General features: G+C 69.5%; 25 protein-coding genes. 11 read left to right on the plus strand and 14 right to left on the minus strand.

Annotated features, from left to right (window positions below; translation table 11 throughout):
• Window positions 1–23: 23 nt before the first annotated feature.
• The gene (locus IEX89_RS00305; RefSeq protein ID WP_188908274.1) at window positions 24–899 is read left to right on the plus strand and encodes a 3-hydroxybutyryl-CoA dehydrogenase; all 876 of its coding nucleotides are present in this window, start codon (window positions 24–26) and stop codon (window positions 897–899) included.
• 24 nt (window positions 900–923) lie between these two features.
• Here IEX89_RS00305 and IEX89_RS00310 read toward each other — a convergent pair whose 3' ends face one another.
• The 10 genes from IEX89_RS00310 to IEX89_RS00355 all read right to left on the minus strand — a co-directional run bounded on the left by IEX89_RS00310 (window position 924) and on the right by IEX89_RS00355 (window position 10,840).
• The gene (locus IEX89_RS00310) at window positions 924–1,517 is read right to left on the minus strand and encodes a nucleotidyltransferase family protein (protein WP_188908276.1); all 594 of its coding nucleotides are present in this window, start codon (window positions 1,515–1,517) and stop codon (window positions 924–926) included.
• Window positions 1,514–2,551, minus strand: a complete 1,038-nt coding sequence (locus IEX89_RS00315; RefSeq protein ID WP_188908278.1) for a molybdopterin-binding protein — start codon at window positions 2,549–2,551, stop codon at window positions 1,514–1,516. Before IEX89_RS00315 ends, IEX89_RS00310 begins: the two co-directional genes overlap by 4 nt.
• A complete protein-coding gene (locus IEX89_RS00320) occupies window positions 2,548–3,243 on the minus strand; it encodes an XdhC family protein (RefSeq protein WP_188908280.1) in 696 nt (231 codons plus the stop codon). Before IEX89_RS00320 ends, IEX89_RS00315 begins: the two co-directional genes overlap by 4 nt.
• Before the next feature lie 235 nt (window positions 3,244–3,478).
• Window positions 3,479–3,820, minus strand: coding sequence for an XdhC family protein (locus IEX89_RS00325; RefSeq protein ID WP_188908282.1), 342 nt, complete (start codon window positions 3,818–3,820; stop codon window positions 3,479–3,481).
• 19 nt (window positions 3,821–3,839) lie between these two features.
• Complete coding sequence (locus IEX89_RS00330; RefSeq protein WP_188908284.1) at window positions 3,840–5,060, minus strand: vWA domain-containing protein; 1,221 nt, start codon at window positions 5,058–5,060, stop codon at window positions 3,840–3,842.
• 186 nt (window positions 5,061–5,246) lie between these two features.
• A complete protein-coding gene (locus IEX89_RS00335) occupies window positions 5,247–6,155 on the minus strand; it encodes an AAA family ATPase (protein ID WP_188908286.1) in 909 nt (302 codons plus the stop codon).
• An 87-nt stretch (window positions 6,156–6,242) separates the two neighbouring features.
• The gene (locus IEX89_RS00340) at window positions 6,243–7,046 is read right to left on the minus strand and encodes an FAD binding domain-containing protein (protein ID WP_188908288.1); all 804 of its coding nucleotides are present in this window, start codon (window positions 7,044–7,046) and stop codon (window positions 6,243–6,245) included.
• Window positions 7,047–7,116: 70 nt separating this feature from the next.
• Window positions 7,117–9,480: a xanthine dehydrogenase family protein molybdopterin-binding subunit gene (locus IEX89_RS00345; RefSeq protein ID WP_188908290.1), complete on the minus strand. Its 2,364-nt coding sequence runs from the start codon at window positions 9,478–9,480 to the stop codon at window positions 7,117–7,119.
• A 130-nt stretch (window positions 9,481–9,610) separates the two neighbouring features.
• Window positions 9,611–10,108, minus strand: coding sequence for a (2Fe-2S)-binding protein (locus IEX89_RS00350; RefSeq protein WP_188908292.1), 498 nt, complete (start codon window positions 10,106–10,108; stop codon window positions 9,611–9,613).
• 231 nt (window positions 10,109–10,339) lie between these two features.
• Window positions 10,340–10,840: a GNAT family N-acetyltransferase gene (locus IEX89_RS00355; RefSeq protein ID WP_188908294.1), complete on the minus strand. Its 501-nt coding sequence runs from the start codon at window positions 10,838–10,840 to the stop codon at window positions 10,340–10,342.
• Between the two features lie 108 nt (window positions 10,841–10,948).
• Between IEX89_RS00355 and pcaD the strand changes: the two genes are divergently transcribed.
• Together pcaD and IEX89_RS00365 are read left to right on the plus strand one after the other, a co-directional pair.
• Window positions 10,949–11,731: a 3-oxoadipate enol-lactonase gene (gene pcaD / locus IEX89_RS00360; RefSeq protein ID WP_188908296.1), complete on the plus strand. Its 783-nt coding sequence runs from the start codon at window positions 10,949–10,951 to the stop codon at window positions 11,729–11,731.
• Window positions 11,732–11,930: 199 nt separating this feature from the next.
• Window positions 11,931–12,185 carry a YjhX family toxin gene (locus IEX89_RS00365; RefSeq protein ID WP_188908298.1) on the plus strand — a complete coding sequence of 85 codons (255 nt, stop codon included), beginning with the start codon at window positions 11,931–11,933 and terminating at the stop codon, window positions 12,183–12,185.
• Between the two features lie 65 nt (window positions 12,186–12,250).
• On the opposite strand, the gene IEX89_RS00370 is transcribed toward IEX89_RS00365, so the two are convergent.
• Both IEX89_RS00370 and hemH read right to left on the minus strand, forming a co-directional pair.
• Window positions 12,251–12,943 carry an aspartate/glutamate racemase family protein gene (locus IEX89_RS00370; RefSeq protein WP_188908300.1) on the minus strand — a complete coding sequence of 231 codons (693 nt, stop codon included), beginning with the start codon at window positions 12,941–12,943 and terminating at the stop codon, window positions 12,251–12,253.
• A 121-nt stretch (window positions 12,944–13,064) separates the two neighbouring features.
• On the minus strand, window positions 13,065–14,174 hold the full coding sequence (hemH, locus tag IEX89_RS00375) for a ferrochelatase (protein ID WP_188908301.1): 1,110 nt from the start codon (window positions 14,172–14,174) through the stop codon (window positions 13,065–13,067).
• Between the two features lie 209 nt (window positions 14,175–14,383).
• On the opposite strand from hemH, the gene IEX89_RS00380 reads away from it, so the two are divergent.
• Together IEX89_RS00380 and ung are read left to right on the plus strand one after the other, a co-directional pair.
• On the plus strand, window positions 14,384–15,904 hold the full coding sequence (locus IEX89_RS00380) for a bifunctional metallophosphatase/5'-nucleotidase (RefSeq protein WP_188908303.1): 1,521 nt from the start codon (window positions 14,384–14,386) through the stop codon (window positions 15,902–15,904).
• 44 nt (window positions 15,905–15,948) lie between these two features.
• On the plus strand, window positions 15,949–16,638 hold the full coding sequence (gene ung / locus IEX89_RS00385) for a uracil-DNA glycosylase (RefSeq protein ID WP_188908305.1): 690 nt from the start codon (window positions 15,949–15,951) through the stop codon (window positions 16,636–16,638).
• Window positions 16,639–16,908: 270 nt separating this feature from the next.
• Here ung and IEX89_RS00390 read toward each other — a convergent pair whose 3' ends face one another.
• Both IEX89_RS00390 and IEX89_RS00395 read right to left on the minus strand, forming a co-directional pair.
• Entirely contained in the window at window positions 16,909–18,168 is a 1,260-nt protein-coding gene (locus tag IEX89_RS00390) for an ABC transporter substrate-binding protein (RefSeq protein WP_188909090.1), read from the minus strand.
• A 127-nt stretch (window positions 18,169–18,295) separates the two neighbouring features.
• Window positions 18,296–18,814 (minus strand): MarR family winged helix-turn-helix transcriptional regulator, encoded by a 519-nt coding sequence (locus IEX89_RS00395; protein ID WP_244645041.1) that lies wholly within the window; start codon window positions 18,812–18,814, stop codon window positions 18,296–18,298.
• 127 nt (window positions 18,815–18,941) lie between these two features.
• Here IEX89_RS00395 and IEX89_RS00400 point away from each other — a divergent pair, with 127 nt between their 5' ends.
• From IEX89_RS00400 to IEX89_RS00425, 6 genes are all read left to right on the plus strand, one after another.
• Window positions 18,942–20,717 (plus strand): N-acetylglutaminylglutamine amidotransferase, encoded by a 1,776-nt coding sequence (locus IEX89_RS00400; protein WP_188908307.1) that lies wholly within the window; start codon window positions 18,942–18,944, stop codon window positions 20,715–20,717.
• Window positions 20,718–20,789: 72 nt separating this feature from the next.
• Entirely contained in the window at window positions 20,790–22,541 is a 1,752-nt protein-coding gene (gene ngg, locus IEX89_RS00405) for an N-acetylglutaminylglutamine synthetase (protein WP_188908309.1), read from the plus strand.
• On the plus strand, window positions 22,541–23,704 hold the full coding sequence (locus IEX89_RS00410) for an osmoprotectant NAGGN system M42 family peptidase (RefSeq protein WP_188908311.1): 1,164 nt from the start codon (window positions 22,541–22,543) through the stop codon (window positions 23,702–23,704). Before ngg ends, IEX89_RS00410 begins: the two co-directional genes overlap by 1 nt.
• 144 nt (window positions 23,705–23,848) lie before the next feature.
• Window positions 23,849–24,649, plus strand: a complete 801-nt coding sequence (locus tag IEX89_RS00415; protein ID WP_210317542.1) for a class I SAM-dependent methyltransferase — start codon at window positions 23,849–23,851, stop codon at window positions 24,647–24,649.
• Entirely contained in the window at window positions 24,649–25,812 is a 1,164-nt protein-coding gene (locus tag IEX89_RS00420; RefSeq protein ID WP_188908314.1) for an MFS transporter, read from the plus strand. Before IEX89_RS00415 ends, IEX89_RS00420 begins: the two co-directional genes overlap by 1 nt.
• 42 nt (window positions 25,813–25,854) lie before the next feature.
• Window positions 25,855–26,769 (plus strand): aspartate/ornithine carbamoyltransferase family protein, encoded by a 915-nt coding sequence (locus tag IEX89_RS00425; protein WP_188908316.1) that lies wholly within the window; start codon window positions 25,855–25,857, stop codon window positions 26,767–26,769.
• Window positions 26,770–26,774 lie beyond the last annotated feature (5 nt).

Raw genomic sequence — 26,774 nt, forward strand, 5'->3', positions numbered from 1 at the left:
GTTCGAGGAGCGAGGAACGTCGCATGGAGATCAAGACGGTCGGCGTCATCGGCGCGGGGCAGATGGGCAACGGCATCGCCCATGTCTGCGCGCTCGCGGGTCTCGACGTCCTCCTCAACGATCTCAGCGAGGACCGGGTCACCGCGGGCCTCGCCACGATCAACGGCAACCTCTCGCGCCAGGTCGCGAAGGAGCTGATCAGCGACGCCGAGCGCAAGGCGGCGCTCGACCGCATCCGCCCCGCGGTTGGGCTGGAGGCGCTCCAACCGGCGGACATCGTGATCGAGGCAGCGACCGAGAACGAGCAGGTCAAGCGCTCGATCTTCACGGCGCTCTGTCCCGTGCTGCGGCCCGAGACGATCATCGCCTCGAACACCTCGTCGATCTCCATCACCCGCCTCGCGGCGTCGACCGACCGGCCGGAGCGGTTCATCGGCATCCACTTCATGAACCCCGTGCCGCTGATGCAGCTCGTCGAGCTGATTCGCGGCATCGCGACGGAAGATCCCACCTTCGAGGCGTCGAAGGCCTTCATCGACAAGCTCGGCAAGACGACGACGGTGTCGGAGGACTTCCCGGCCTTCATCGTCAACCGCATCCTGCTGCCGATGATCAACGAGGCGATCTACACGCTCTACGAGGGCGTGGGCTCCGTCGACGCCATCGACACGGCCATGCGGCTCGGCGCGAACCATCCGATGGGCCCGCTGCAGCTCGCCGACTTCATCGGCCTCGACACCTGCCTCTCGGTGATGCAGGTGCTGCACGACGGCCTCGCGGACACGAAGTACCGTCCCTGCCCGCTCCTCGTGAAATACGTCGAGGCCGGCTGGCTCGGCCGCAAGACGAAGCGCGGCTTCTACGATTACCGCGGCGAGCACCCGATTCCCACGCGCTGAACCGACGACCGCGCGGGTCGTGCGTCAGCGCGCCCGCGTCTCCAGCGCGGCGAGGGCTTCCGGCGTGTCGACGTCGACGAGGATGCGATCGTCCGCGAAGGGCAGCTCCACCACGTCGTCGCGCGCCAGCAGGATCCCGCCAGCGCCGCGATCGCCGTCGAGCGCAGCGATCTCCGGTGCGAGCCGGCGCGCGATCAGCACAGGATTGCCGCGCCGTCCCTCGTGAACCGGCACGATCGCCGCGGCATCGGGCACCCGTTCGTGGGCCGCGATCAGCGCGTCGAGGATGTCCGGCTCGAGCAGCGGCATGTCGCCCAGGCACACGAGCGCCCCGCTGGCGTCCACCGGCAGTGCCGCGAAGCCGGCCTTCAGCGAGGTCGAGAGCCCCTGCGCGTAGTCCGCGTTCTCGACGAACGACACGGGCAGCCCGTCGAGCGCCGCACGCACCTCGGCGCCGGCGCGCCCGATCACCACGACGACCGAATCCGCTCGGGAGGCGCAGGCGGCCTCGGCGACGCGTCGCACCAGAGCCGTGCCCCCGAGGCGCGCCAGCACCTTCGGCGCCTCGCCGAAACGCGAGCCGAGCCCCGCCGCGAGCACGATCGCGGCGACGCTCACGCCTCGTCCTCGGCGGTGTCCGGCCCCGTGCTCGGCTCGCCGCTACGCGGTTGCGGGCGCGAGACGATCTCCATCAACAGCCCGCCGACGCCCATGCGCACGATGTCGGCGCGCGTCACGGGCACGTCGGCGAGGAGGCGGTGAAGCACCCAGTCGAAGCCGTTCTCCTTGGGCGAGCGCGCGCAGCCCGGCGCGCCGATCACGGGTCGGCCGGCGATCTCGCCGACGAGGAGGAGGTTTCCCGGATCGACCGGCATGCCGAAATGCATAACGTGCCCGCCGGCGGCCTCGATGGCCGCGGGAATGACGTCGCGGCGATCGGCGATGGCCGAGGCGCCGAAGACGACGATCAGCTCGGCGTCACTCGCTGCGAGGCGGCGCAGCGCATCGGCGAGCGCGCCAGGCGCGTGGGGCGTGCGCAGATCGTCGACGATGCGCGCACCCGCCGGAGCGAGGCGCGCGTCGAGGACCCGCAGCGTCTTGTCGACGATCGTGGGCTTGAGCGCAGGAAGCAGCGTCGAGACGACGCCGACCCGCGCGCGCCGATAGGGCGCGACCGCGATCCCGCCGCCTCGCGCGGCGTCGATCGCCGCTCCTAGGCATGCCTTCGGCACGGCGTAGGGGATGATCTTGACCGTCGCCACCATCTCGCCGGCGACCACGGGCTTGAAGTCGGGGAGCGTCGCGATGGTGATCGCCTCGTCGACCCCGTTGATCCGGTCGATGGCGTCGACATCGACGCGAAGTATGCCAGCGGCTTGCGCGAACAGGTTCACCCGCCCGGTGAACGGCGCGTCCGCGCGAAGCCCCTCCCCCGCGGCCGCCTGCGCGAGGCGCGCGGCGGCGGCGTCCTCGCCGACGTCCCCGGGCTCGAGCCGCACCGCGACGATCTCGTCGATCCCCGCGGCGACGAGCGCCGCGACCTCCCGCTCCCCGATCGAAGCACCCTTCTTGAGAACGATTCCCGGCGCCTTCAGCGAGTGCACCGAGAGCGTGCCGATCGCCTCGCGGACGGGGAGCGTGGCGAAGATCATGGCCGGCGCCGGCGATCGCGGCGCAGCTCGCCCACGATCTCGCCGAGCACCGAGACCGCGATCTCGGCGGGCGACACGGCGCCGATGTCGAGCCCGATCGGCGCATGGATGCGCGCGATGGCGGCCTCGTCGAACCCCGCATCGCGCAGCCGCTCGACGCGCCGCGCATGCGTCTTCTTCGACCCGAGCGCGCCGATGTAGAAGCACTCCGCGCGAAGGCCCGCATCGAGGGCGGGATCGTCGATCTTCGGATCGTGGGTCAACGCCACGAGAGCGGTGTAGCGGTCGAGCGGACGGCTCGCCAGAGCCTCGTCGGGCCACACGTCGAGCAGCTCGACGTTCGGAAACCGCTCGGGCGTCGCGAAGGCGGTGCGCGGGTCGACGATGGTGACGTCGAAGCCGGCGATTCGCGCCATGGGTGCGAGCGCCTGCGAGATGTGGACGGCGCCGATCACCAGGATGCGCGTCGGCGGGACCTGGACGTTGAGGAAGACCTCGCCTTCCGGGCTCTCGGCGACGATGCCGGACTTGCCGCGACGCAGCGCATCGTGGAGCGCGCCCGCGAGCGGATCCGCGTCGATCTCCGCCTCGCGCACGAGCCGCTGCTCGCCGCTCGCGAGATTGGTGACGAGGATCGCCGCGCGGCGGGCGGCGCGCTCGGCGTTGAGGGCGGTGAGGAGAGGAAGCTTCATGGCGAGATTCTCCTTCCCAGTAGGGGAAGGTGGCACCGGCGTGAGCCGGTGACGGATGGGGCGCGGCGCGCGAGCGACGCGTTCCGCGAAGCGGAAACCGCGGTGTCCGCTGCCGCCGTCGCTCTTCGGCTTCGCCGAACGCGCGTTCCGCGCGCCCCATCCGTCTCGGCGCTGCGCGCCGATCCACCTTCCCCTACAGGGAAGGAGAATGCGCTGCACCGGCCCGTAGCGCCCCTCATTCCACCCGCTCCACATATACCCGTATCCGCCCGCCGCAGGAGAGGCCGACGCGCCAGGCGGTCTCGTCGGCGACGCCGAACTCGAGCATTCTCGGCGCGCCGCTCTCGATGACGTCGAGCGCGTCCGAGATGACGGCGCCCTCCACGCAGCCGCCGGAGACCGAGCCGAGAAAATCACCTTCCTCGTCGATGACGAGGTGGGAGCCCACCGGGCGCGGGGCCGAGCCCCAGGTCTCGACCACGGTGGCGATGGCGACGCCGCGGCCGGCCTCGCGCCAGGCCTGGGCGGCTGCGAGGATGTCCTCGTCGGTGGCGACGGGCGTCGCTGCGTCGGTCATGGCGGACCTCCTTCGTTCGTCAAGCGACCGCACGCAGCCAGGTGCGCGGGTCGGCGTCGCGGGAGCGGCTGGCGGAGAGCGCGTCGCAGAGCGTCTCCATGCTCCCGATATTGTGGATTGGCCGAAATTCGTGGACGTGCGGCAGCATCGCACGGATTCCCGACGCCCGCGCCTCGAAACGCTCGTAGCGCAGGAGCGGGTTGAGCCAGATCAGCCGGCGGCAGGAGCGCTTCAGGCGGTCCATCTCGAATTCCAGCGTGTCGTCGACGTCGCGCTCCAGCCCGTCGGTGAAGAGCAGCACCGTCGCCCCCTGCCCCAGAACCCGACGCGACCAGTCGCGGTTGAATCCGTGGAGGCAAGTGGCGATGCGCGTGCCGCCCTCCCAGTCCTTCACCCGCCCCGCCGCGCGGGCGAGCGCCTCGTCCGGATCCCGGTTCGCCATCTCGCGGGTGACGTTCGTCAGCCGCGTGGCGAAGACGAAGGAATGGACGCGCCGCCGCCGCTCCGCCATGGCGTGGAGGAAGTGCAGGAACAGGCGCGAATAATCCGCCATCGAGCCGGATATGTCGAGGAGGGCGACGAGCGGAGGCGGCTTGATCACCGGCGCACGCCAGGCGACGTCGATGGAGGCTCCGCCGGCGCGCATGGACCGGCGCAGGGTGCGGCGCATGTCGACGACGGCACCCTTCGGGTCGGCGGCGAAGCGGCGCGTGGGACGCACGTCGTTCGGCAGGTCGAGCGCGGCGATGAGGCGCTTGGCCTTGGCGATCTCGCCGGCGGACATCTGGGAGAAGTCCTTGTCGCGCAAAACTTCGCGGTCGGAGACGGTGAGGCGCGCGGAGAAGCGCTCCTCCTCCTTCGGCGGCGGGCGCTCCTGCTTGGGCGGATTGAGCCCCGCCTCCACCCGCGCCGCGCCGGCCTTTGGCTTGTCCTCCGGCTTCTTGGCGCCCGGCGCCATGGGGGACATCTGCTGGATCAGCTTCTCGATCAGCGCCCGGCGCCGCCAGAACAGGCGAAACGCTTGGTCGAACAGGATCGTATGCTCATGGCGCTTCACGAAGACGGCGTGCAGCGTCCAGTAGAAGTCCTCGCGCTCCCCGATCCGCGCGGCCTCGACGGCGGCGATAGCGTCGAGAACGGCACCCGGGCCCACGGGCAGGCCGGCGGCGCGAAGCGCGCGGGCGAAATAGGCGATGTTGTCGGCGAGCTTGCCGGGCGTGGGGTCGGAGGCGTCAGTCATGGACGCACTCCCCCTCCTTCCCTGTAGGGGAAGGTGGCTCGGCGAAGCCGAGACGGATGGGGCGCGCGGGACGCGCGTTCGGCGAAGCCGAAACGGACACGGCAGATCGCCGGGCGGACCCCACCCCTAGCCGGCTACGCCGGTATTCCCCTCCCCTACAGGGAGGGAGAGGCGCTGCGCATGCCATCACCCCCGCGCCTCCGCGCGCACGCGATCCAGCACGTCCTTGGCCTTCGAGCCTTGCATCTTCTGGATGTCGTCCTGGTACTTGAGCAGCACGCCCAGCGTGTCGGAGACGAGATGCGGGTCGAGCGCGACGGCGTCGAGCTCGACGAGCGCGGAGGCCCAGTCGAGCGTCTCGGCGACGCCGGGGACCTTGAAGAGGTCCTCCTTGCGGATAGCCTGGACGAAGGCGACGATCTCGGCGGAGAGCGCTGCGGGGGCGCGGGGCGCCTTGGCGCGCAGGATGGCGAGCTCGCGCTCGGCGTTCGGATAGTCGACCCAATGATAGAGGCAGCGGCGCTTGAGCGCGTCGTGGATCTCGCGGGTGCGGTTCGAGGTGAGGATCACGATCGGCGGGTGCTCGGCCTTGATCGTCCCGAATTCGGGGATCGTCACCTGGTAGTCGGAGAGGATCTCCAGCAGGAAGGCCTCGAAGGCCTCGTCCGTGCGGTCGAGCTCGTCGATCAGCAGCACGGGCGGGCCGGCGGGATCGGGCTCCAGCGCCTGGACCAGCGGGCGCTTGACGAGGTGGCGCTCGGAGAAGACGTCCGATGTGAGACGCCCCTTGTCGGTCTCGCCGGCGGCCTCCGACAGGCGGATCTCCATCATCTGCCCGGCATAGTTCCATTCGTAGACCGCGGCCGAGACGTCGAGCCCCTCGTAGCATTGCAGCCGGATCAGCTTGCGGCCGAGGGCCGCCGCCAGGACCTTCGCGATCTCGGTCTTGCCGACGCCGGCCTCGCCCTCGAGGAAGAGCGGGCGCCCGAGCTTCAGCGCGAGGAAGAGCACAGTGGCGAGCGGGCGGTCGGCGACGTAGCCGGCCTGCGCGAGGAGCCGCTCGGTGGCGTCGATGTCGGCGGGGATCTGGGACACGTGAGCGCGGCCTCCTGCAACGCGATCCGGGCAGGCGCACGGAGCGCCCGCCCGGTGAACTTCACGGGACACGAAACGGCGACGCGCTCACCGCGCCGTCGCGGCCTCCACGGCGCGACGGGCCATGACGCCGACCAGGTGCGCACGATACTCCGCATCCGCGTGGATGTCCGCGTTCATCATCGAGACGTCAGCCTTCATGCCCGCGAGCGACTTCGCGGAGAAGCGCGTCTTCAGCGCCTCCTCGGCCTCGCTCCAGCGGAAGACGCCGTTGGCGCCCGCCCCCGTCACCGCGACGCGGATCTCCGAGCCACGCTTGGCCACGAACACGCCCGCCAGCGCGTAACGGGAAGCCGGGTTGCGGAACTTGGCGTAGGCCGCCTTGGCCGGCACGGGGAAGGCGACCTTGGTGATGATCTCGCCTTCCTCGAGCGCGGTGTCGAACATGCCGGTGAAGAAGTCGTCGGCCTCGATCTTGCGCTTGTTGGTGGTGATCGTCGCGCCCAGCGCGAGGCAAGCGGCGGGGTAGTCCGCGGCGGGGTCGTTGTTGGCGACCGAGCCGCCGATCGTGCCGCGCGCGCGCACGGCGGGATCGCCGATGATCTCGGCCATCTCGGCGAGGCCGGGGATCGCCTCGCGGACGACCTCGGAGGTCGCGACCGCCGCATGGGTCGTCATCGCGCCGATGACGACGGAGCGGCCCTTGCGCTCGATGCCCTTGAGATCGTCGAGGGCACCGAGATCGATCAGGTTCGCGGGCGAGGCGAGACGCTGCTTCATGGTGGGCAGGAGCGTGTGGCCGCCGGCGAGGATCTTGGCGTCCTCCGCCTTGGCCAGCATGGCGGCCGCCTGCCGCAGGCTCGTCGGCTTGTGGTATTCGAAGGCGTACATGGCTTCAGTCCTCGAAGGGTCGGGCGTGCGGCGCGCCGCCTCGGGCGCGCCGCTCGGCGAAATCGGATGATCACTCGGCGGCGATGGCCGGGGCCGCCCTGCGGACCGCGTGCCAGACGGCGCGCGGAGTCGCGGGCATGGCGATGTCCTCGTGGCCGAGCGCGTCGGTGATCGCGTTCATGACCGCCGGCGGCGCGGCGATGGCGCCGGCTTCGCCGCAGCCCTTGATCCCGAGCGGGTTCGACGGGCAGGGCGTCGAGGTCATGCCGACCTGGAAGGACGGCAGGTCGCCCGCGCGCGGCATCTGGTAGTCCATGTAGGACGCCGTCACGAGCTGCCCCGATTCGTCGTAGATCGCGCCTTCCATCAAGGCCTGGCCGACGCCCTGGGCGATGCCGCCGTGGACCTGGCCCTCGACGATCATCGGGTTGATGACGACGCCGAAATCGTCCACCGCCGTGAAGCGGTCGATCCGGGTCACGCCGGTATCGGGGTCGATCTCGACCTCGCAGATGTGGACGCCGGCCGGGAAGGTGAAGTTGGTGGGATCGTAGAACGCCCCCTCCTTCAGCCCCGGCTCGAGATCCTGGCCGGTGAACTTGTGGGCGATGTAGGCCTGGAGCGACACCTCGCCGAAGGCGAGCGAACGGTCCGTGCCGGCCACCTTGAAGCGTCCTCCCTCGAACTCGATATCGCCCTCCGACGCCTCGAGCGCGTAGGCGGCGACCTTCTTGCCCTTGGCGATCACCTTGTCGATCGCCTTCGAGATCGCCGACATGCCCACCGCGCCCGAGCGCGAGCCGTAGGTACCCATGCCGAACTGCACCTTGTCGGTGTCGCCGTGGACTATGTTCACGGTTTCGATCGGCACGCCGAGCCGGTCCGCGACGAGCTGCGCGAAGGTGGTCTCGTGGCCCTGGCCATGCGAGTGCGAGCCCGTGAGGACCTCGATGGAGCCCGTCGGGTTCACGCGCACCTCGGCCGATTCCCACAGGCCGATACCGGCGCCGAGCGAGCCGACCGCCTGCGAGGGGGCGATGCCGCAGGCCTCGATGTAGGACGAGTAGCCCATGCCGCGCAGCTTGCCGCGCTTGGCGCTCTCGCGCTTGCGCTTGCCGAAGCCCTTCACGTCGGCGATCTCCATCGCCTTCTCGAGCGAGGCAGCGTAGTCGCCGATGTCGTAGTTCATGATGACGGGCGTCTGGTGCGGGAAGCGCTTGATGTAGTTCTTCTTGCGGAACTTCGCAGGGTCCATGCCCAGCTGGCGCGCCGTCACCTCGACGAGGCGCTCGACGACGTAGGTCGCCTCCGGCCGGCCGGCGCCGCGATAGGCGTCGACGGGGGCGGTGTTGGTGTAGACGCCGTCCACCTCCGCGTAGATCGCCGGGATGTCGTACTGGCCCGAGAGCAGCGGCGCGTAGAGGTATGTCGGCACCGAGGACGAGAAGGTCGAAAGATAGGCGCCGAGGTTCGCCACCGTGTGGACGCGAAGCCCGATGATCTTGCCGTTCTCGTCCACGGCCATCTGCGCGCGGGTGACGTGGTCGCGGCCGTGGGCGTCGGCGAGGAAGGCCTCCGTGCGGTCCGAGGTCCACTTCACCGGGCGCCCGACCTTCTTCGCCGCCCAGACGCAGACCGTCTCCTCGGCGTAGATGAAGATCTTCGAGCCGAAGCCGCCGCCGACGTCCGGCGCGATCACGCGCAGCTGGTGCTCGGGCGCGATGCCGATGAAGGCCGACAGCACGAGCCGCGCCAGGTGCGGGTTCTGCGAGGTGGTGTAGAGCGTGTAGCCGCCCGTCCCCGCATCGTACTCGCCGATGGCCGCGCGGGTCTCGATCGGGTTCGGGACGAGGCGGTTGTTGGTGATGTCGAGCGTCGTCACGTGCTTCGCGCGGGCGAAGGCCGCCTCGGTCGCCCCTTTCTCGCCGAGATGCCACTCGTAGACGACGTTGTCGGGCGCCTCGTCGTGGACGACGGCGCCGGCGCCCCGGGCCTTGGCGGTGTCGACCACCGCGGGGAGCGGCTCGTAGTCGACCTCCACGGCTTCCGCGGCGTCGCGCGCCTGCGCCAGCGTCTCGGCGACGACGACGGCGACTTGGTCGCCGACGTAACGCACCTTGCCCTGCGCCAGCGCGGGATGCGGGCCCGCCTTCATGGGCGTGCCGTCCTTCGAATGGATCATCCAGCCGCAGATCAGGCCGCCGATCTTGTCGGCCGCGAGATCGTCGCCCGTCAGGATCGCGACCACGCCCGGCATCGCGGCGGCGGCGGACGTGTCGATCGACTTGATGCGGGCGTGCGCGTACGGCGAGCGCACGAAGGCGGCATGCGCCTGGCCGGGACGCGCGAGATCGTCCGTGTAGCGGCCCTGGCCGGTGATGAAGCGCTGGTCCTCCTTGCGGCGCACGGGCGCGCCGATACCGGTACTCGTCATGGCATGATCCTCCCAGAACGCCTCTTTGCGGGCGGTTCTTCAAGTCTTGCATGAAATGTCGGCGGAGCCGCGCAGTGTCGGCGCGATCGATATGGACTCCGGAAGAATGGGATCGTGGGCGCGTGCGCGATCACTCGGCCGCCTGGCGCACGGGCTCGCCGCCCGCCATCGCCTTGGCGCCGGTCTCCACCGCACGGACGATGTTGTGATAGCCGGTGCAGCGGCAGATGTTGCCCTCGAGCTCGGCGCGGATCGTCTCCTCGGAGAGATCGCCGCCGAGCCGGTTCACCATGTCGACGGCGGTCATGATCATGCCCGGGGTGCAATAGCCGCACTGCAGGCCGTGATGCTCGCGGAAGGCCGCCTGCATCGGGTGGAGATCGGCGCCGTCGGCGAGCCCCTCGATGGTCGTGACCGCGGCGCCGTCCGCCTGCAGCGCCAGGGTGGTGCAGGCCTTCACGGCGGCCCCGTTCATGTGGACGACGCAGGCGCCGCACTGGCTGGTGTCGCAGCCGACATGCGTGCCGGTCAGGCGCAGGTGCTCGCGCAGGAACTGCACGAGCAGCGTGCGCGGGTCGATGTCGGCGGTCACGGCCTTGCCGTTCACCGTCATGGAGACGATGGCCATGGGTGTGGTTCCTCCTCTCGCCCGGCGCATTGGCCGGTTGTACCGTGCGGTGAGTACCGCCGGATCGGCTTGGACGACGAGAGCGGCCGACGCCGGGATCGGCGACGCGCCACCTTCGAATGCGTCGAATTCGAGTGTGAACCGCCCGAAAACGGCGGTCAAGCGGGTGAGGTCGCGACGAAAGGACGATATCCGCGCCGCATCACACGGGATTCTCGAAAGGAAGCGCGATCAGCGCGCCAGTAGGCGGATCATCCGCACCGCACCGTCACCGTAGGTGGCGAGGGCCGGAGAGACGGCCACGTCCGGCAGGGGCTCGAAGCCGCGGCGCGCCCAGAACGCCTCCTTACCCGACACCGCCACGAGATCGATGCGCGAAACCTGCGTTCGTGCGCGCGTCTCGAGCCGTTCCAGCGCCGGCGCGGAGAGGCCCCTTCCTTGCGCAGCCGGTGCGATCGCGAGATCGTGAAGCTGAACCGTGTCGGGCGCTTCCGGCAGCTGCGCGAGCAGCGTGTCGAGGGCGGGCGGCGCCGCGATGGTCCAGGGATGCGCGATCATGTAGCCGGCAATGGACGCGTTCTCCTCCAGCACGAGGCAGAAGCCGGGCGCCAGCGCGAGGCGCTCGGCGAAGATCTCGGGGCGCTCGGGATAGGCGGGGTGGACGACCTCCGCGATCTCGATGACCGCCCGCAGATCCTCCCGCCGCATCTCCCGCCAGCGCACCTCGATCATCGCCCGATACCGTTTCGCATCCGTCGCCTTCGCCTGCGGCGCGCCCTGGCCTAATCTGCCGGCCGGCGCCCCGCAAGACGGGCGCGGGTCAGACGAGAGGAGTGCGCCATGACCATCGTCGTCGACGGAATCCGCTTCAACGTCCGGCTCGACGGGCCGGAGACCGCGCCGGTCCTCGTCCTGTCGAACTCGCTGTCCTCGAACCTCGCCATGTGGGAGCCGCAGATGGCGGCGTTCAGTCAGCGCTACCGCGTGCTGCGCTACGACCAGCGCGGGCACGGCGGGACGCAGGTGTCACCGCGCCCCTTCACCATGGATCGCCTGGCGGACGACGTCGTCGGCATCCTCGACGCGCTGGGCATCGCCAAGGCGCATTTCTGCGGCGTCTCCATGGGCGGCATGACCGGCATGAGCCTGCTGCGGCGCCATCGCCATCGCATCGACCGCGCGGTCTTGGCCAACACCGCGGCGCAGATGGGCCCGCCGGACCTGTGGAACCAGCGCATCCGCACCGTGCGCGCAGGCGGCATGGAGGCCGTGGTCCATGCGACCGTCGAGCGCTGGCTCACCGCCGGCTTCCGCGGCTCGTCGCCGGAGGCGGTGGCGATGATCCGCAAGATGATCCTCTCGACGCCACCCGAGGGCTACGCCGCCTGCTGCGCTGCGATCCGCGACATGGACCAGCGCGAATCGATCCGCGGCGTGACGAACCCCGTCCTCGTGATCATCGGCGCCCACGACCCCGCGACGACGCCGCAGGCCGGCGCCATCGTCGAGGCGGCGATCCCCGGCGCGCGGGCGCTGACGCTGGACGGCGCGCACCTGACGAACATCGAGCAGCCGCAGGCCTTCTCGCAGGCGGTGATGGACTTCCTCGCCGCGATGCCTTGACGCTCGAAACAGCAGGACTTACGTCTCATCGCGTTCGCTCACAGGAGCCTTGATGCGAGAGCTTGTCGCCGTGCGCTGACCGGGCCGCGATCGTCGCGGTCCACGAGGCACGCCCGTACGCCGATTAGACACCGGACGCCGCGACGCGGCCTTCCGGGGCGGCGGGTGCACGTCCACGCGACACGAGCTCTCCATCATCATGAACGTCTCCAAGCACGAGCAGCGCGTGCTTCACGCGCTCGCGCAGGGCGGATTCATCCGCCATGTCCGCGACGGCCGCCGCATCGTCGGCGCCGATTGCTTCAACCGGGAAGGTCACCGGCTCGCCGGGTTCTCGCTCGACCTGTTCGAGCGCATGCGCAAGCGCGGCCTGATCGCCTCGCGCGGCGGGCTGCCCTATCGCATCTCGCAACGCGGGCTCGAAGCCGTCCGAGCGCAGCTCGACAATCGGTAAGAGGTGTCGTCCGCCGCGAGCCGAGGCGTGCGGCAGACGCCCTCCCCCTCTTCGAGCTTGCTTCGTCAGGCGGCGCAGGCGAAGTCGAGCGCGGCCTCGACATGGAGCATCGTCGTGTCGAAGAGCGGCAGAGAGACGTCCTCCTGCGCGAGGAGGAGGCCGAGCTCGGTGCAGCCCAGGATGATCCCGTCGCAACCACGCCGCGCGTGGCTGGCGACGAGCGCGAGCACGCGCGCCTTCGAGCCGGGCTCGACGACCCCGCGGCAGAGTTCCTCGTAGATGATCGTGTGGACGAGCGTCCTGCCAGGCCCGTCGGGAACGACCGGCATCGCGCCGTGCACGGCGAGGCGCTCGGTGAGGAACGGCTCCTCCATGGTGAAGCGCGTCGCGAGCAGGAGCGGCCGGCGCACGCCCGCCCGGCGCAGCGCGAGCCCGGTCGCATCGGCGATGTGCAGGAGGGGCACGGGCGCTGCGCGCTCGATCTCGGCGCAGACCTTGTGCATCGTGTTGGTGCACAGGACGAGGGCGTCCGCACCCTGAGCGGCGAGGCCCGCGGCCCCGCTCGCCATCAGTCGCCCGAGCCCGTCCCAGTCGCCGCGGGCCTGCATCGCCGCGATCGGGGCGAAGTCGAAGGAATGCAGGAGGAGCGGCGCCGAGGAGAGGCCTCCGCGGCGCGCCCGGACGCCGCGATTGAGCGCCGCGTAATAGAGCGCCGTGCTCTCCCAGCTCATGCCGCCGAGCAGACCGAGCTTCCTCATCGCGCCCTCCGCGCCGACCCGACAGAGATGAAACTCCCACGGGCGCGAAAAAGGCAAGAGGAATTAAGAGACCAGAAGAAAGTCCCAGCGCGACGCTCGCACTCGGAGCGGCGTCAGAGGCTCACAGCCAGCCCTGCAGCTCGCGGGCGACGACGTGGTCGATCACGCGCATCCCCTCCTCGCTGTCGTTGAGGCACGGCAGGTAGGCGAACTTCTCGCCGCCATTGTGCTCGAAGATCTCGCGGTTCTCGCCGTCGAGCTCCTCCAGCGTCTCCAGGCAATCCGCCGAGAAGCCCGGGGCGACGATGGCGAGGCGCTTGACGCCCTTTTCGGCCAGCCCCTTCACGGTCTCGTCGGTGTAGGGTTGGAGCCACTCGTCGGGCCCGAAGCGAGACTGGAACGTGAGCATCCAGCGCTCCTTCGGCCAGCCCAGCGTCTCGCGCAGGAGCCGCGAGGTCTTGGCGCACTGGCAATGGTAGGGGTCGCCCTGGAGCAGGTACTTGCGCGGCACGCCGTGGAAGGAGGTGAGGATCATCTCCGGCTCGAAGTCGAGCTTGGCGAGCTCCTTCCTCATCGAATCGGCGAGCGCGTCGATGTAGACCGGATCGTCGTGATAGGGCGGCGCCACGCGCACGCTCGGCTGCCAGCGCATGGTCATCAAGGCCTCGAAGGCCTTGTCGCAGGCCGTCGCCGAAGTCGCGGCGGAATATTGCGGATACATCGGCACGAGCAGGATGCGGTCGCAGCCCTGGGCGAGCAGGTTCTCGAGGGCGGGCTTCACGGCGGGCTGGCCGTAGCGCATCGCCCAGTCGACGACCACGCGATCGCCGGCGATCTGCTTCAGGTGCGCCTGCGCCTGCTCGGCCTGCGAGCGGGTGATGGTCTTGAGCGGCCCCTCGTTGCGCTCCTTGTTCCAGATCAGGTCGTAGTCGCGGCCCTTCTTCTTGGGGCGCGTCTGCAGGATGATCAGGTTGAGGATCGGCCACCAGAGCCAACGCGGCGTCTCGATCACGCGCTTGTCGGAGAGGAACTCCTTCAGGTAGGCGCGCATCGGCCAGTAGGACGTCGCCTCCGGCGTGCCGAGATTCATGATCAGCACGCCCAGACGGCCGGCCTTCACCTGCGGATGGTCGGAGGGGAGCTTCACGGCGCGGAACTGCGCCTCGCGCGCGTCCGCATGGCTGCGAGCGGCCTCGACGTCGAAGGAAGAAGGCTGGACGATCTCGTTCATCGAGCGGAGGTCCTCGGTTCTCTCGTGCCGGCGCGGCCTCGGGCCGCGAGCGGGCGAACGCGCTGCGCCGCCGGGCCGTACATAGCGACCGCGACGCTCATCGCCAACGTATACGCTCGATTTAAGAACGGAGATGGCTACGCGACAAGACAAAGCGTTCCTTGGGCGCTATTGTCGCGCCCGCGATCCTTCTCGAGAGGCAATCACACATGTTCAGAGCTACCATGCGCGGCGTCCTCGCCGGCGCCGCGATCCTCGCCACGGCCGGCATCGCGGCCGCCCAGGAGGAGACGAGCGTCACGATCAGCTTCGTCTCGGTCAACGACATCGACCGCATGGGCGAGAGCCGCGACGGCCGCGGCGGCGTCGCCCGCCTCGCGGCGGTGCTCGAGGCCGAGCGCGCGGAGAACCCCAACACGTTCCTGATCCACGCCGGCGACACGATCTCGCCGTGCCTGCTGTGCGGCTTCGACCAGGGCGCGCACATGATCGCGCTCTTCAACGAGCTCGACCCCGCCGTCTTCGTGCCCGGGAACCACGAGTTCGACTTCGGCCAGGAGGTCTATCTGGAACGCGCGGGCGAAGCGACCTTCCCGCTTCTCGCCGCGAACCTGCGCACCGCCGACGGCCAGCCCCTGCCGGGCCACGAGGACGGGCGTCTCGTCGAGGTCGACGGCGTCACGATCGGCTTCTTCGGCCTGATCACCGCCACGACGGCGGAGGTCTCGAGCCCGGGCGACCTGCAATTCGCCGACGAGGTCGAGACCGCCCAGGCCCAGGCCGCGGCGCTGCGCGAGGCGGGCGCCGACATCGTCGTCGCCGTCGCCCATACCGGCTTCGAGACGGACCTGGAGATGCTGCGCGGCGGCGTCGCAGACCTGCTGCTCACCGGCCATGACCACGACCTGCGCGTCATGTACGACGGCCGCGCCGCCATGGTGGAGAGCTCGTCCCAGGCCGACTACGTCGTCGTCACCCACCTCGACGTCACCGTCGAGATCGACGGCGACGAGCGCGAGGTCTCCTGGCGCCCGCGCTTCGAGATCGTCGATTCCGCCACCGTCGAGCCGAACGCGGAGATCGCGGGCCTCGTCGCCGGCTACGAGGAGGAGCTGTCCGCCGCCCTCGACGTCGAGATCGGCGACACCGCCATCGCGCTCGATTCGCGCCGCGCCAGCGTACGCTCGATGGAGACCGCCATCGGCAACGTGATCACGGACGCCATGCGCGCCGCGACCGACGCCGACGTCGCGCTCACCAACGGCGGCGGCATCCGCGCGGACCGCACCTACGATCCCGGCACGACGCTGACGCGCCGCGACGTCTTCTCCGAGCTGCCCTTCGGCAACGCGACGGTGCTCGTCACGATCTCCGGCGAGGACCTGAAGGCCGCCCTCGAGCACGGCTATTCGCGCCTGCCCGAGCCCGCGGGCTCGTTCGCGCAGATCTCGGGCATGTCGGTGGTCGTCGATCCGTCGGAGGCGCCGGGCGCGCGCGTGCAGGAGGTGACGGTGGGCGGCGAGCCGCTCGACCCGAACGCCACCTATCGGCTGGCCACGAACGACTTCCTGCTGCGCGGCGGCGACGGCTACGGCATGCTCGCCAACGGCGAGACGCTGGTCGACGCCGCTGCGGGCCAGCTCATGGCGAGCCAGGTGATCGACTACATCGCGGCCAATGGCGGCATCGGCGAGATGACCGTCGGCGAGCGCATCGTCGTCCAGGAGTGAGCCTCGCATCCGAGGCGTCCTCCGGTCCCACGACCGGAGGAGCGATGAGCCGGGCGCTCGCGGAGTTCCGCGGGTGCCCGGACGCCGCGGGCTGGACCGCCCTGCCCTTCTTCCGCGACGGCGGCGCCGAACGCGTCGCCGCCGCGATAGACGCCCGGCTCGCGGACGGCGCCGCCCTCGTGCCGCCGCCGGATCAGGTCTTCGCGGCGCTGACGCTGACGCCGCTCGAGCGCGTGCGCGTGGTGATCCTGGGCCAGGACCCGTACCCGTCTCCCGGCGACGCCCACGGCCTCGCCTTCTCCTATGTCGGTACGCGCCGCCTGCCGCCTTCCCTCAAGACGATCCTCGCCGAATGCGCACGGAACGGCGCCGCCGTCACGCCCGGCCGCGGAGACCTGTCGGGCTGGGCGCGTCAGGGCGTGCTCCTGCTCAACACCGCGCTGACGGCGGAAGCCGGCAAGGCGGGCGCGCATCTCCGGCTGGGCTGGTCACGCCTCGCCGACGAGGCCGTCGCCGCAATCTCGGCGGAGCGCCCGCACGCCGTCTTCCTGCTCTGGGGCGAGAAGGCCCGCGCCCGCGCCGCCCTCGTCGACCGCGCGCGCCACCTGGTGCTCGAGACGGGCCACCCCTCCCCGCTCAACCGCCACCGCGACTTCACCGGCTGCGGCCATTTCGCGAAGGCGAACGCCTGGCTGGAAGGACACGGGCTCGGCGGGGTGGATTGGAGCGTGTGAGGGCGGGGAGCGGGACGACAGAACGGCCCCACCGCCCGCGCTGCGCGCGGACTCCTCCCCTCCGGGGAGGACACGGGGTCGGCATTTGTCGCCAACGTCGATGAAGCCCGCCGACCGCCACCTCCCCGCAGGGGAGGACGACGACCCGAGGGTCGGAGGGTGGGGAGGGGGCGGGCCGGCCCGCAGGACGATCGCCCCTCGCCCGAACCACTCTAGCCCCCTCCGGCCCTCGCTTCGCTCGGTCCACCTCCCCTGCGGGGAGGTTTCGCCTTACTGCCCGATCTCGGCCTTCACGGCGTCGACCTCTTCCGTCGTCATCTGCGCGACCGTGGTGATCTCGCCGTCGACGATGCGCCACTTGCGGAAGGGCCCGGTGATGTCGCCGTTCTCGTCGAACGAGACCGCGCCGATCACGCCGACGTAGCGGATCGCCTGACCGTCGGCGATGAGGCCGAGCGCGCGCTCGAACTCCTCGGGGCCCGCATGGATCACCTCGCCGCCCTCGGCGGTGACGGCGCGGATGCCTTCGACGATGGCTGCCGGCTCGGCGGAGCCGGCCTGGGCGATGGCGAGGCCGAGGATCGCGGCGGCGTCGTAGGCCCGGTCCGCCGCCGGCGCGCCGGCGTCGAAGCCGCCCGACATCGGCGGATAGGCGGCCTGGAAATACTCGGTCGAGGGCGTCGTCGTCGTGCCCGACGACGTGCCGTAGGCCTCGTTGAGGAATTGCGGGCCAACGCCCTCGATGAAGTCGCCGGAATTCATGCCGTCGTTGAGCAGGAACTTGGCCGGCCCGCCCTGCGAGATCCAGGTGCGCGCGATCGTCGTGCCGTCGCCGGGATAGGAGACGAGGTAGAGCGCGTCGGGATCGCCCGCGAGCCCGGCCGTGACTTCCGGAGCGTAGGAAGCCTGGTTCTGGTTGTAGGGCGTGACGGAGGTGATGGTGCCGCCGAGCGCCTCGTAGGCCTTGGTGAATTCCGCCACCATGTTCACGCCGAAATCGTTGTTGACGTGGATGATCGCGAGCTCGCTCAAGCCCTGGTCCATGGCGTATTTCGCCGCCGCCGTGCCCTGCAGCGCGTCCGACGTGATGGTGCGGAAGAACATGCCCTTCGACTGGCCCTCCTGCGCGATCCGCGTCAGCGTCGGCGAGGAGGAGGCCGGCGAGATCTGCACGACGCCCGCGTCCGCCGTGACGGAGGTGAGGATCGGGATCGAGACCGAGGAGATGATGCCGCCGATGATCGCCGGGACACCGACGAGATCGACGAGCTGACGCGCCTGGTCGACCGCCACCGAGCCCTGGCTCTGCGCGTCGCGCAGGTCCATCTCCAGCCGGCAGCCGGCGACGCCGCCGGCGTCGTTCAGGTCGCCGAAGGCGAGCTCCACCGACTTCGACGCCGCCTGGCCGAAGCGCCCCGCCGGCCCCGTCAGCGAGACGACGACGCCGATCGTATGCGCGCAATCCTGCGCGAGGACCGGCTGCGGCGCGACGAAGGCGCCGGTGGCCGCGATCGCCGCGGCGGACACCATGGATGCGAGACGCACGTTCTTCCCCTTCGGTTCTCTGTCTTGGGCGCCGGCCGCGAGGCCGCGCGAGACGAGTGTCGAAGACGGCGAAGCCTTTGGCAAGAGCGCGCTCACGTTGGGGAAGTGCCGGTCAGCCGGGCACGCCGCCATCGGCCCGCAGCAGCCCGGCCACCGCCTCGAAGGACGACACGATCGCCCGCCGCTCGCCGGAGGACAGGCGCGCCAGCCCGTCGAGCGCCACGGGTGGCAGCAGCGTCGGCGCGTCCGCGAGCGCGCTCTCGCCCGAGGCGGTGAGCCGCGTGTGCACGATCCGCCTGTCGGCGGCGTTGCGGTAGCGCTCGACGAAGCCGCGCTCCTCGAGCTTGTCGAGGATGGAGACCACCGTGCCGGCCGACAGGTGGCAATGGCGCGAGAGCAGGCTCGTCGTCACCTCCCCGCGCGTGGCGACGGCCTGCATCACCACGATCTGCGGGATCGTGAGCCCCGAGACCCGCGAGACCGCCTTCGAGCGCGTGTCGATCGCCTGCGCGATGACGCGCATCGCCGTCGTCAGGGCGTGGATCTCGTCCTCGATCTCGGCCGCCCGCATGTCCTCTACCGAAGCGTAAGCCTGCGCTGGAACGAAGCGCAGCCGTTCGTCGTTCGTCATCGGCAAACCTCCGGAGATCATTTGACATCAAAATGTTCGAGCTGTAAACATTCGTGCTCGAACGATCTTCGGAGAGACGCCCCGACCGCCCGCGTGCGGGGGCACAGGAGAAAGCGACGACACGACCATGTGCGGAATTTGCGGCGAGCTCACCTTCGACGGCTCACCGGCCTCGGCCGACGCCATCATCCGGATGACCTGCGCGATGGAGCGGCGGGGACCGGATTCGGAGGGCGTCGTCGCCCGCGGACGCGTCGCCTTCGGCCATCGCCGCCTGCAGATCATCGATCTCTCGTCGAAGGGCGAGCAGCCGATGGTGGACGCGGCGCTGGGCCTGACGCTCGCCTTCAACGGCTGCATCTACAACTACCCGGAGCTGCGCGCGGAGCTGGAGGGGAAGGGCTATTCCTTCTTCTCGACCTCCGACACCGAGGTGATCATCAAGGCCTACCACGCCTGGGGGCCGGACTGCGTCCAGCGCTTCAACGGCATGTTCGCCTTCGCCATCCACGAGCGCGAAAGCGGGCGCGTGGTGCTGGCGCGCGATCGCTTCGGCATCAAGCCGCTCTACTTCGCGAACACGAAGAGCGGCCTGCGCTTCGCCTCCTCGCTGCCGGCGCTCGTCGCGGCGGGCGACGTCGATCGCACGATCGACCCCGTGGCGCTGCAATTCTACATGAGCTTCCACGCCGTCGTCCCGGCGCCGTACACGATGCTCGAGGGCGTGCGCAAGCTGCCGCCTGCGACGATCCGGATCATCGAGGAGGACGGCGCCACCACGGAGCGGCGCTTCTGGTCGCTCGATTTCGGGCGCTCCGCCGAGGACGAGGAGCGCTCCTTCGAGGAATGGCGCGACCTGACGCTGGACGAGCTGCGCAAGGCGGTGGCGCGCCGCATGGTGGCGGACGTGCCGGTGGGCGTGCTCCTCTCGGGCGGCGTCGATTCGAGCCTGATCGTCGGCCTGCTCGCCGAGGCGGGTCAGTCCGGGCTGCGCACGTATTCGATCGGCTTCGAGGAGGCGAACGGCGAGAAGGGCGACGAGTTCGTCTATTCCGACCTCATCGCCAAGCACTACGACACCGACCACACCAAGATCTTCATTCCCTCCACCGACATGCTCGACGCGCTCCCCGAGACCATCCGGGCGATGTCCGAGCCGATGGTCTCCTACGACAACGTGGGCTTCTACCTGCTCTCGCGGGAAGTGGCGAAGCACGTCAAGGTCGTGCAGTCCGGACAGGGCGCGGACGAGGTCTTCGCCGGCTATCATTGGTATCCGAAGGTCGCGGGCTCGAACGATCCCGTGGGCGACTACGCCGCCGCCTTCTTCGATCGCTCGCACGCGACGTTGAACCAGCATCTCGGGCCGGAATGGCGGCTCGAGCGCGACGAGGCGCGCGCCTTCGTGGAGGCGCATTTCGCCATGGCGGGCGCGACCGACCCCGTGGACAAGGCGCTTCGCCTCGACAGCACCATCATGCTCGTCGACGACCCGGTGAAGCGCGTCGACAACATGACCATGGCCTGGGGCCTCGAAGCCCGCGTGCCCTTCCTCGACTACGAGCTCGCCGAGCTCGCAGCCCGCATCCCGTCGCGCCACAAGCTGGCGCACGGCGGCAAGGGCGTGCTCAAGGAAGCCGCGCGCAAGGTGATCCCGGCGGACGTCATCGACCGGCCGAAGGGCTACTTCCCGGTGCCGGCGCTGAAATACATCGAGGGCCCCACCCTCGACATGGTCCGCGACACGCTGACCTCGCAGAAGGCGCGAGAGCGCGGCCTGTTCTCCGACACCTACCTGAAGCGGCTCTTCGACGATCCGCGCTCGGCGATCACGCCGCTGCGGGGCTCCGAGCTGTGGCAGGTGGCGCTGCTCGAGAGCTGGCTGCAGAGCCACGGCATCTGACGCGCGTGGGGAACCCGCGCGCGCGCAGGAAGAACCGATCCGACCACCCGTGAGAGCACCCGGGGGCAGACCATGACCGACCCGACCAGCACCGAGGCCGACATCTCGCGTGGCGATCCCGCGCGCCTCGACCCTCAAGGCGCGCTCGCACGCCCCAACGCCGTGATCGATTGCGGCTGGGGGCGGCTGCTCTTCGGGCAGACCTTCGAGGATCTGCACGACCTCGCCGAGACCATGCGCGGCGAGCGGCCGGACCGGCGCGACATAGCCGTCTACGTGCGCGACCCGCACGTGGCGCTCGCCGCCGCGCCGCAGGAGATGTTCCTCGACCCGTCGCACACCTACCGCCTGGAGCTCGCCAAATACGTCCCGAGCGAGCGCGCGCATCCCGGCTTCTCGGTGCGGCGGCTCGATTCGCGGGCGGATGCGGATTCGGTCAACCGCATCTACGCCTCGCGCGCCATGGTGCCGGTGCCCCCCGAGTTCTTCTGGGCGCGTCGCGACAGCCGCGCCATCATCCACCTCGTCGCCGAGGACGACGTCTCGGGCGCCATCGTCGGCACGGTGACGGGCGTCGATCATCTCCGCGCCTTCAACGACCCGGAGAAGGGCTCCTCGCTGTGGTGCCTCGCCGTCGACCCGCAGGCGACGCAGCCCGGCGTGGGCGAGGCGCTGGTGCGCGCGCTGGCCGAGCTGTTCAAGGCGCGCGGCGCCGCGTTCATGGACCTCTCGGTCATGCACGACAACGAGCACGCCATCGCGCTCTACGAGAAGCTCGGCTTCGAGCGCCTCCACGTCTTCACCTTGAAGCGCAAGAACCCCATCAACGAGAAGCTCTTCGCCGGACCCGGCCCGGAGGAGGAGCTCAACCCCTACGCCCGCATCATCACCAACGAGGCACGCCGGCGCGGCATCGACGTCGAGGTGACGGACGCCGAGGGCGGCTTCTTCCGCCTCACCTACGGCGGGCGCTCGGTGCATTGCCGCGAGGCTTTGTGCGAGCTCACCAGCGGCGTCGCGGTCTCCATCTGCGACGACAAGGCGGTGACGCGGCGCATGGTCGAGCGGGTCGGCGTGATCGTGCCCGAGCAGATCGTGGCGGGCGACGACGTGGCGCTCGAGGCCTTCCTGCAGAAGCACGGCTCGCTCGTGGTCAAGCCCGCCCGTGGCGAGCAGGGCCGCGGCGTCGCGGTGGGCATCGAGACGATGGAGGATCTGAAAGCCGCCATCGAGGTCGCGAGGGAGCAGTGCGAGCGCGTGCTCGTGGAGCAGAAGGTGGCGGGCGAGGACCTGCGCCTCGTCGTGATCGACTACCGGCTCGTGGCCGCCGCCGTGCGCAGGCCCGCCCGCGTCGTCGGCGACGGCGAGCGCACGATCCGCGAGCTGATCGAGCGCCAGAGCCGCCGGCGCATGGCGGCGACGGGCGGCGAGAGCCGCATCCCCCTCGACGGCGAGACGGAGCGCTGCGTCGCCAAGGCCGGCTTCTCCCTCGACGACGTCGCCCCCGACGGCACCGAGGTCGTGGTGCGCCGCACGGCGAACCTGCACACCGGCGGCACCATCCACGACGTCACCGCCCACGTGCATCCGCGCCTCGTCGAGGCGGCGGTGAAGGCGGCGCGGGCGATCGACATTCCCGTGGTCGGCATCGATTTCATGGTTCCCTCCCCCTACGAGCCGACCTACGCTTTCATCGAGGCCAACGAGCGCCCCGGCCTCGCCAATCACGAGCCGCAGCCGACGGCCGAGCGCTTCGTCGACCTGCTCTTCCCCCTGTCCATCCCCGCCGCCGTGCGGCACCACCATTTCGAGCGCAGAGACTGATGCAACGGCTGACGATCGACACCGCCTATCTCCGGGACAGGCTCGCCGAGCTCCTCGGGATCCCCTCCCCGACCGGCTACACGGATTCGATCGTCCGCCACGTCTCCCGCGAGCTGGAGCGGCTCGGCCTCACCTACGAGATCACCCGGCGCGGCGTCGTGCGCACCAAGATCAGCGGGCGGCGCCGCAAGCCCGCCCGCGCGCTCGTGGGCCATCTCGACACGCTGGGCGCGCAGGTGAAGCAGCTCAAGGACAACGGCCGCATCGAGCTCGTGCCCATCGGCAATTGGTCGGCGCGCTTCGCGGAGGGCGCGCGCGCCACGATCTTCTCCGAGAAGGGCACCTATCGCGGCACGATCCTGCCGCCCAAGGCGTCGGGCCACGCCTTCAACGACGAGGTCGACACCGCGCCCGTCGGCTGGCAGCACGTGGAGCTGCGCGTCGACGCCATGAGCCGCACGCGCACCGATCTGCTGCGGCTGGGCATCGACGTCGGCGACATCGTCGCCATCGACCCGCAGCCGGAATTCCTCGAGAACGGCTTCATCGTCTCGCGCCACCTCGACAACAAGGCCGGCACGGCTGCCATGCTCGCCGCCATCAAGGCCTTGGCGGACGCGCAGCTCGAGCCCGAGGTCGACACCTACTGGCTCTTCACCATCGCCGAGGAGGTGGGGGTGGGCGCTTCCTCCGCCTTCGGCGAGGACGTCGCCGCGGTCGTCTCCATCGACAACGGCGTCACCGCGCCCGGCCAGAACTCGGACGAGTTCGGCGTGACCATCGCCATGGCCGACCAGACCGGGCCCTTCGACTACCACCTCACCCGCAAGCTCGTGCGCCTCGCCCGCGAGAACGACATCCGCTTCCAGAAGGACGTCTTCCGCTACTACCGCTCGGATTCCGCCGCCGCCCTGGTGGCGGGCCACGACGTGCGCACAGCGCTCATCACCTTCGGCATCGACGCCTCCCACGGCTATGAGCGCATCCACATGCACGCCCTGCGCTCGCTCGCCGAGCTGATGACCGCCTACGTCGCCTCCCCCGTCGAGATCACCCGCGACGTCAACGAGATCACCACGGGCCTGAGGGGCTTCACGCACCAGCCGATGTCGAGGGCCGAGCAGAAGGCGGCCCTGCCGCCGGCGGATGATGCGGGGGTGTGACGACGGCCGTCGCCTCAATCAACAACCGATATCGCCGCAGCCCTTTTTTTGGTTGTAATATGAGATTCTAAAAATCTTTGATGAGTAGGAACTGAAGCGACTGCAGTTAGTTGCGATCTCCAGAACGTACACCTGGAGACACGTATGATGGACAATCAACAATTTACGGCGCTTGCGCGCGAAGCATGGGACGAAGCCGCCCCGATCCACTGGAAGCACACCCAGCGACTGGTTGCCGCATTCGAGAATCCTGAGACCAGCTTCGTCACGCCTTTGCACGCCGCGGAGCTCGAACGGGCAGGGCTCGTCGGCGCAGAAGTGGCGCAGCTCAACTGCAACAATGGTCGCGAGCTGATCTCCATGACACGGCTCGGCGCGCGACGAGGCGTCGGCTTCGACATCTCCGCGGAGTTCATCGATCAAGCGAAGCGTCTCGCGCGCGCTGCGGATGCACCCTGCACCTTCGAAGCCACGGACGTCTACGACATAGTGGATGATCATGACGGACGCTTCGACCTCGTCGTGGTCACGTCCGGAGCGCTCTGCTTCATGCCCGATTTGAACTCCTACGTTCGCGTCGCCAGGCGTCTGCTCAAGCCGGGGGGCCGGCTTAACATCTACGATTGTCATCCGATCGTCGACATGCTCGAGCTCGACCGGGATCGTCGGAACCGGCCGGTGGAGTTCGTGAGGTCGTATTTCGACAAGACCCCGCTCCGCCACCGCTCGGGCCTCGACTATGTCGGTGGGTCTACATACGATGCGAAGGAAATCTACTATTTCCACTATACGTTAGAAGATATCCTTACTGCAGTTCTCGCGGCGGGGTTCGAGCTGGAGACTTTCAAGGAAACAGGCGAAGATCCTTCCGACGCCTACAAGTCCCTCGAAGCATCGGACATCAAGCCACCTCTGAGCTTCATGCTCACCGCGCGGGCGGTCTGATGGAGGCGAGCCGAACCGCCGCAGCGCTGATCGTCAGCGTCGCGCTCTACTCGATCGTCCTCGGCGGCGCTTACGCGGCTCTGGCGGTCGATCTCGCCTCGCGCGGCTACGGCGCGTGGGAGGTCGCGATCAATGCGGCGATGACACCGGTGGGTCTCGTCATCGCGGCGATCGCGCTGCCGCGCCTCGTTCGAGGACCGGTGTTTCCCTGGCTCGTCGTGGCCGTCGGTGTCTCGGCCTGCGTCATGGTCATGCTGGCGGCGATGCAATCCTTCGCCGCCTGGCTGGCGCTGCGCTTCGTCCTGGGGCTCTCCGCGAACACCTTGTTCGTCGTCGCCGAGAGCGCCTTGATGATCGCCATTCCTGAGCGAAACAGTGGCCGATTCCTGAGCATCTACAATGGTGTCGTCACCGGCGGCTATGCGCTCGGGCCGCTTCTGCTCGCGCTGTTGCCGACAGCGACGGCTACCGCGCTGCTTGCCGGAGCCGTCCTCATCGTCGCCGCCTCGCTTCCGCTCTTCGTCGGCGTTCCGCGTCGCGATCTTCTGCTGCCTCCACTCGAGGTGGGGTCAGGGCTCGTCGTTTTCGCGGTCGCCGCTCCCGCGCTCGTCATCGGCTCAGCGGCGACTGCGATCTTCGACAATGCCGTCCTTTCGTTGTTTCCGGTCTTCGCCATGGAGAGCGGCTCTACCCGAGAGACGGCGCTCGTGCTCCTCGCCATCCTCCTCGCAGGTGCGACCGTGCTGCAATGGCCGATCGGCGCGCTTTCGGACAAGCGGAGCAGCCTGGGCATGCTCCGTGGCTGCGCGCTCGTCACGGCCGCTTGCTGCGCGACCTTCCCGATCGCTGCGAGCAGCTTTCTCGCGCTCGCCTTCCTCGCTTTCGTGTCGGGCGGCGCCGCTTTCGGTGCGTACTCCATGGTGCTCGCGCTCGTGAAGGAACGCTTTCCCGCCGGTTCGCTCGTCACGGCGAACGCAGCGCTGGGCGTGACCTGGGGGCTGGGCGCGCTGATCGGCGTTCCAGTCGTGGGCGCGGGCATGGACGCGGTCGGGCCCGGGCTGCTCGGTCCCCTCGTCGCGCTGCCTTTCCTCGTTCTCCTCGCCGCGAGCCTCGCTCCGATCGGTGCCCGCGCAGCGCGGTCGAAGCAGAGGCAGGCACGTTGAAGGAAAACCAACGTCATGAGAAATGCGCCTCCCTCCTGGAGCTTGATCTCCATCGAGCAGCTTACGCGCTCGGATCTCGAAGAGCTGTTCGCCGCGGCGTACCGGCATCGCTCGGCGCTCGAAAGCGGTGAGCCGTGCAGCATGTCATCCGAGGCGATCGTCGCGACGCTGTTCATGCAGCCCAGCACGCGTACGCGGCTCAGCTTCGAGGCGGCCGCTCTGCGGCTGGGTGGAAAGATACTGAGCATGTCCGATCCGGCGGCGTCGCGCGCAGGATCGGAGTGGAAGGAAAGCTTGGCGGACACGGCGCGCGTGCTGAACGGCTATGCAGATGTGGTCGTGCTCCGCCATCCGGTCGTCGGCTCAGCAGCGCATTATGCGACGATGAGCACAGTTCCCGTCGTCAATGGCGGCGACGGAGCCGGACCCGGTTCCGAGCACCCGACGCAGACCATCTTAGACCTGTTCACGATCGACGACCTGTGCGGATCGGTGGACGGAGCGACCGTTTGCGTCCTCGGGGATCTGAGCCAGAGGTGCGTTCATTCGCTGTTGGCGGGCTTGAGCCTCTTCTCCGATGTCACCGTTCTCGCGAAGACCGAAGAGACCACCCGCTTGACCGAGCGCGAACTGCAGCGCCACGCCCGTCATGGCCTGAAGGTGGAATATGTCGATGACTTGGCGGAAGCCTTGCGCCGCAGCGACATCGTCTACGCCTGTGGTCACGAAGACCCGACGCACGAGATCCCTCTCGACATGCGGCTCGATCCCCGAACCCTGAGAGGAGCAAGGCCGGATCTGCGGATCCTCCATCCCTTGCCTCGCGGTGTCGAGCTGCCCACGAGCCTGGACGGCACCGCACACGCTGCCTACTTCGAGCAGGCGGCGAATGGCGTCCCGGTGCGCATGGCGGTGCTCGAACGCATCCTTTCGAGCTGCGGCTCAGCCGTCGCGTGACATCG

The organism is Salinarimonas ramus (assembly GCF_014645695.1).
In the GTDB taxonomy this organism is placed as follows: Bacteria; Pseudomonadota; Alphaproteobacteria; order Rhizobiales; family Beijerinckiaceae; genus Salinarimonas; species Salinarimonas ramus.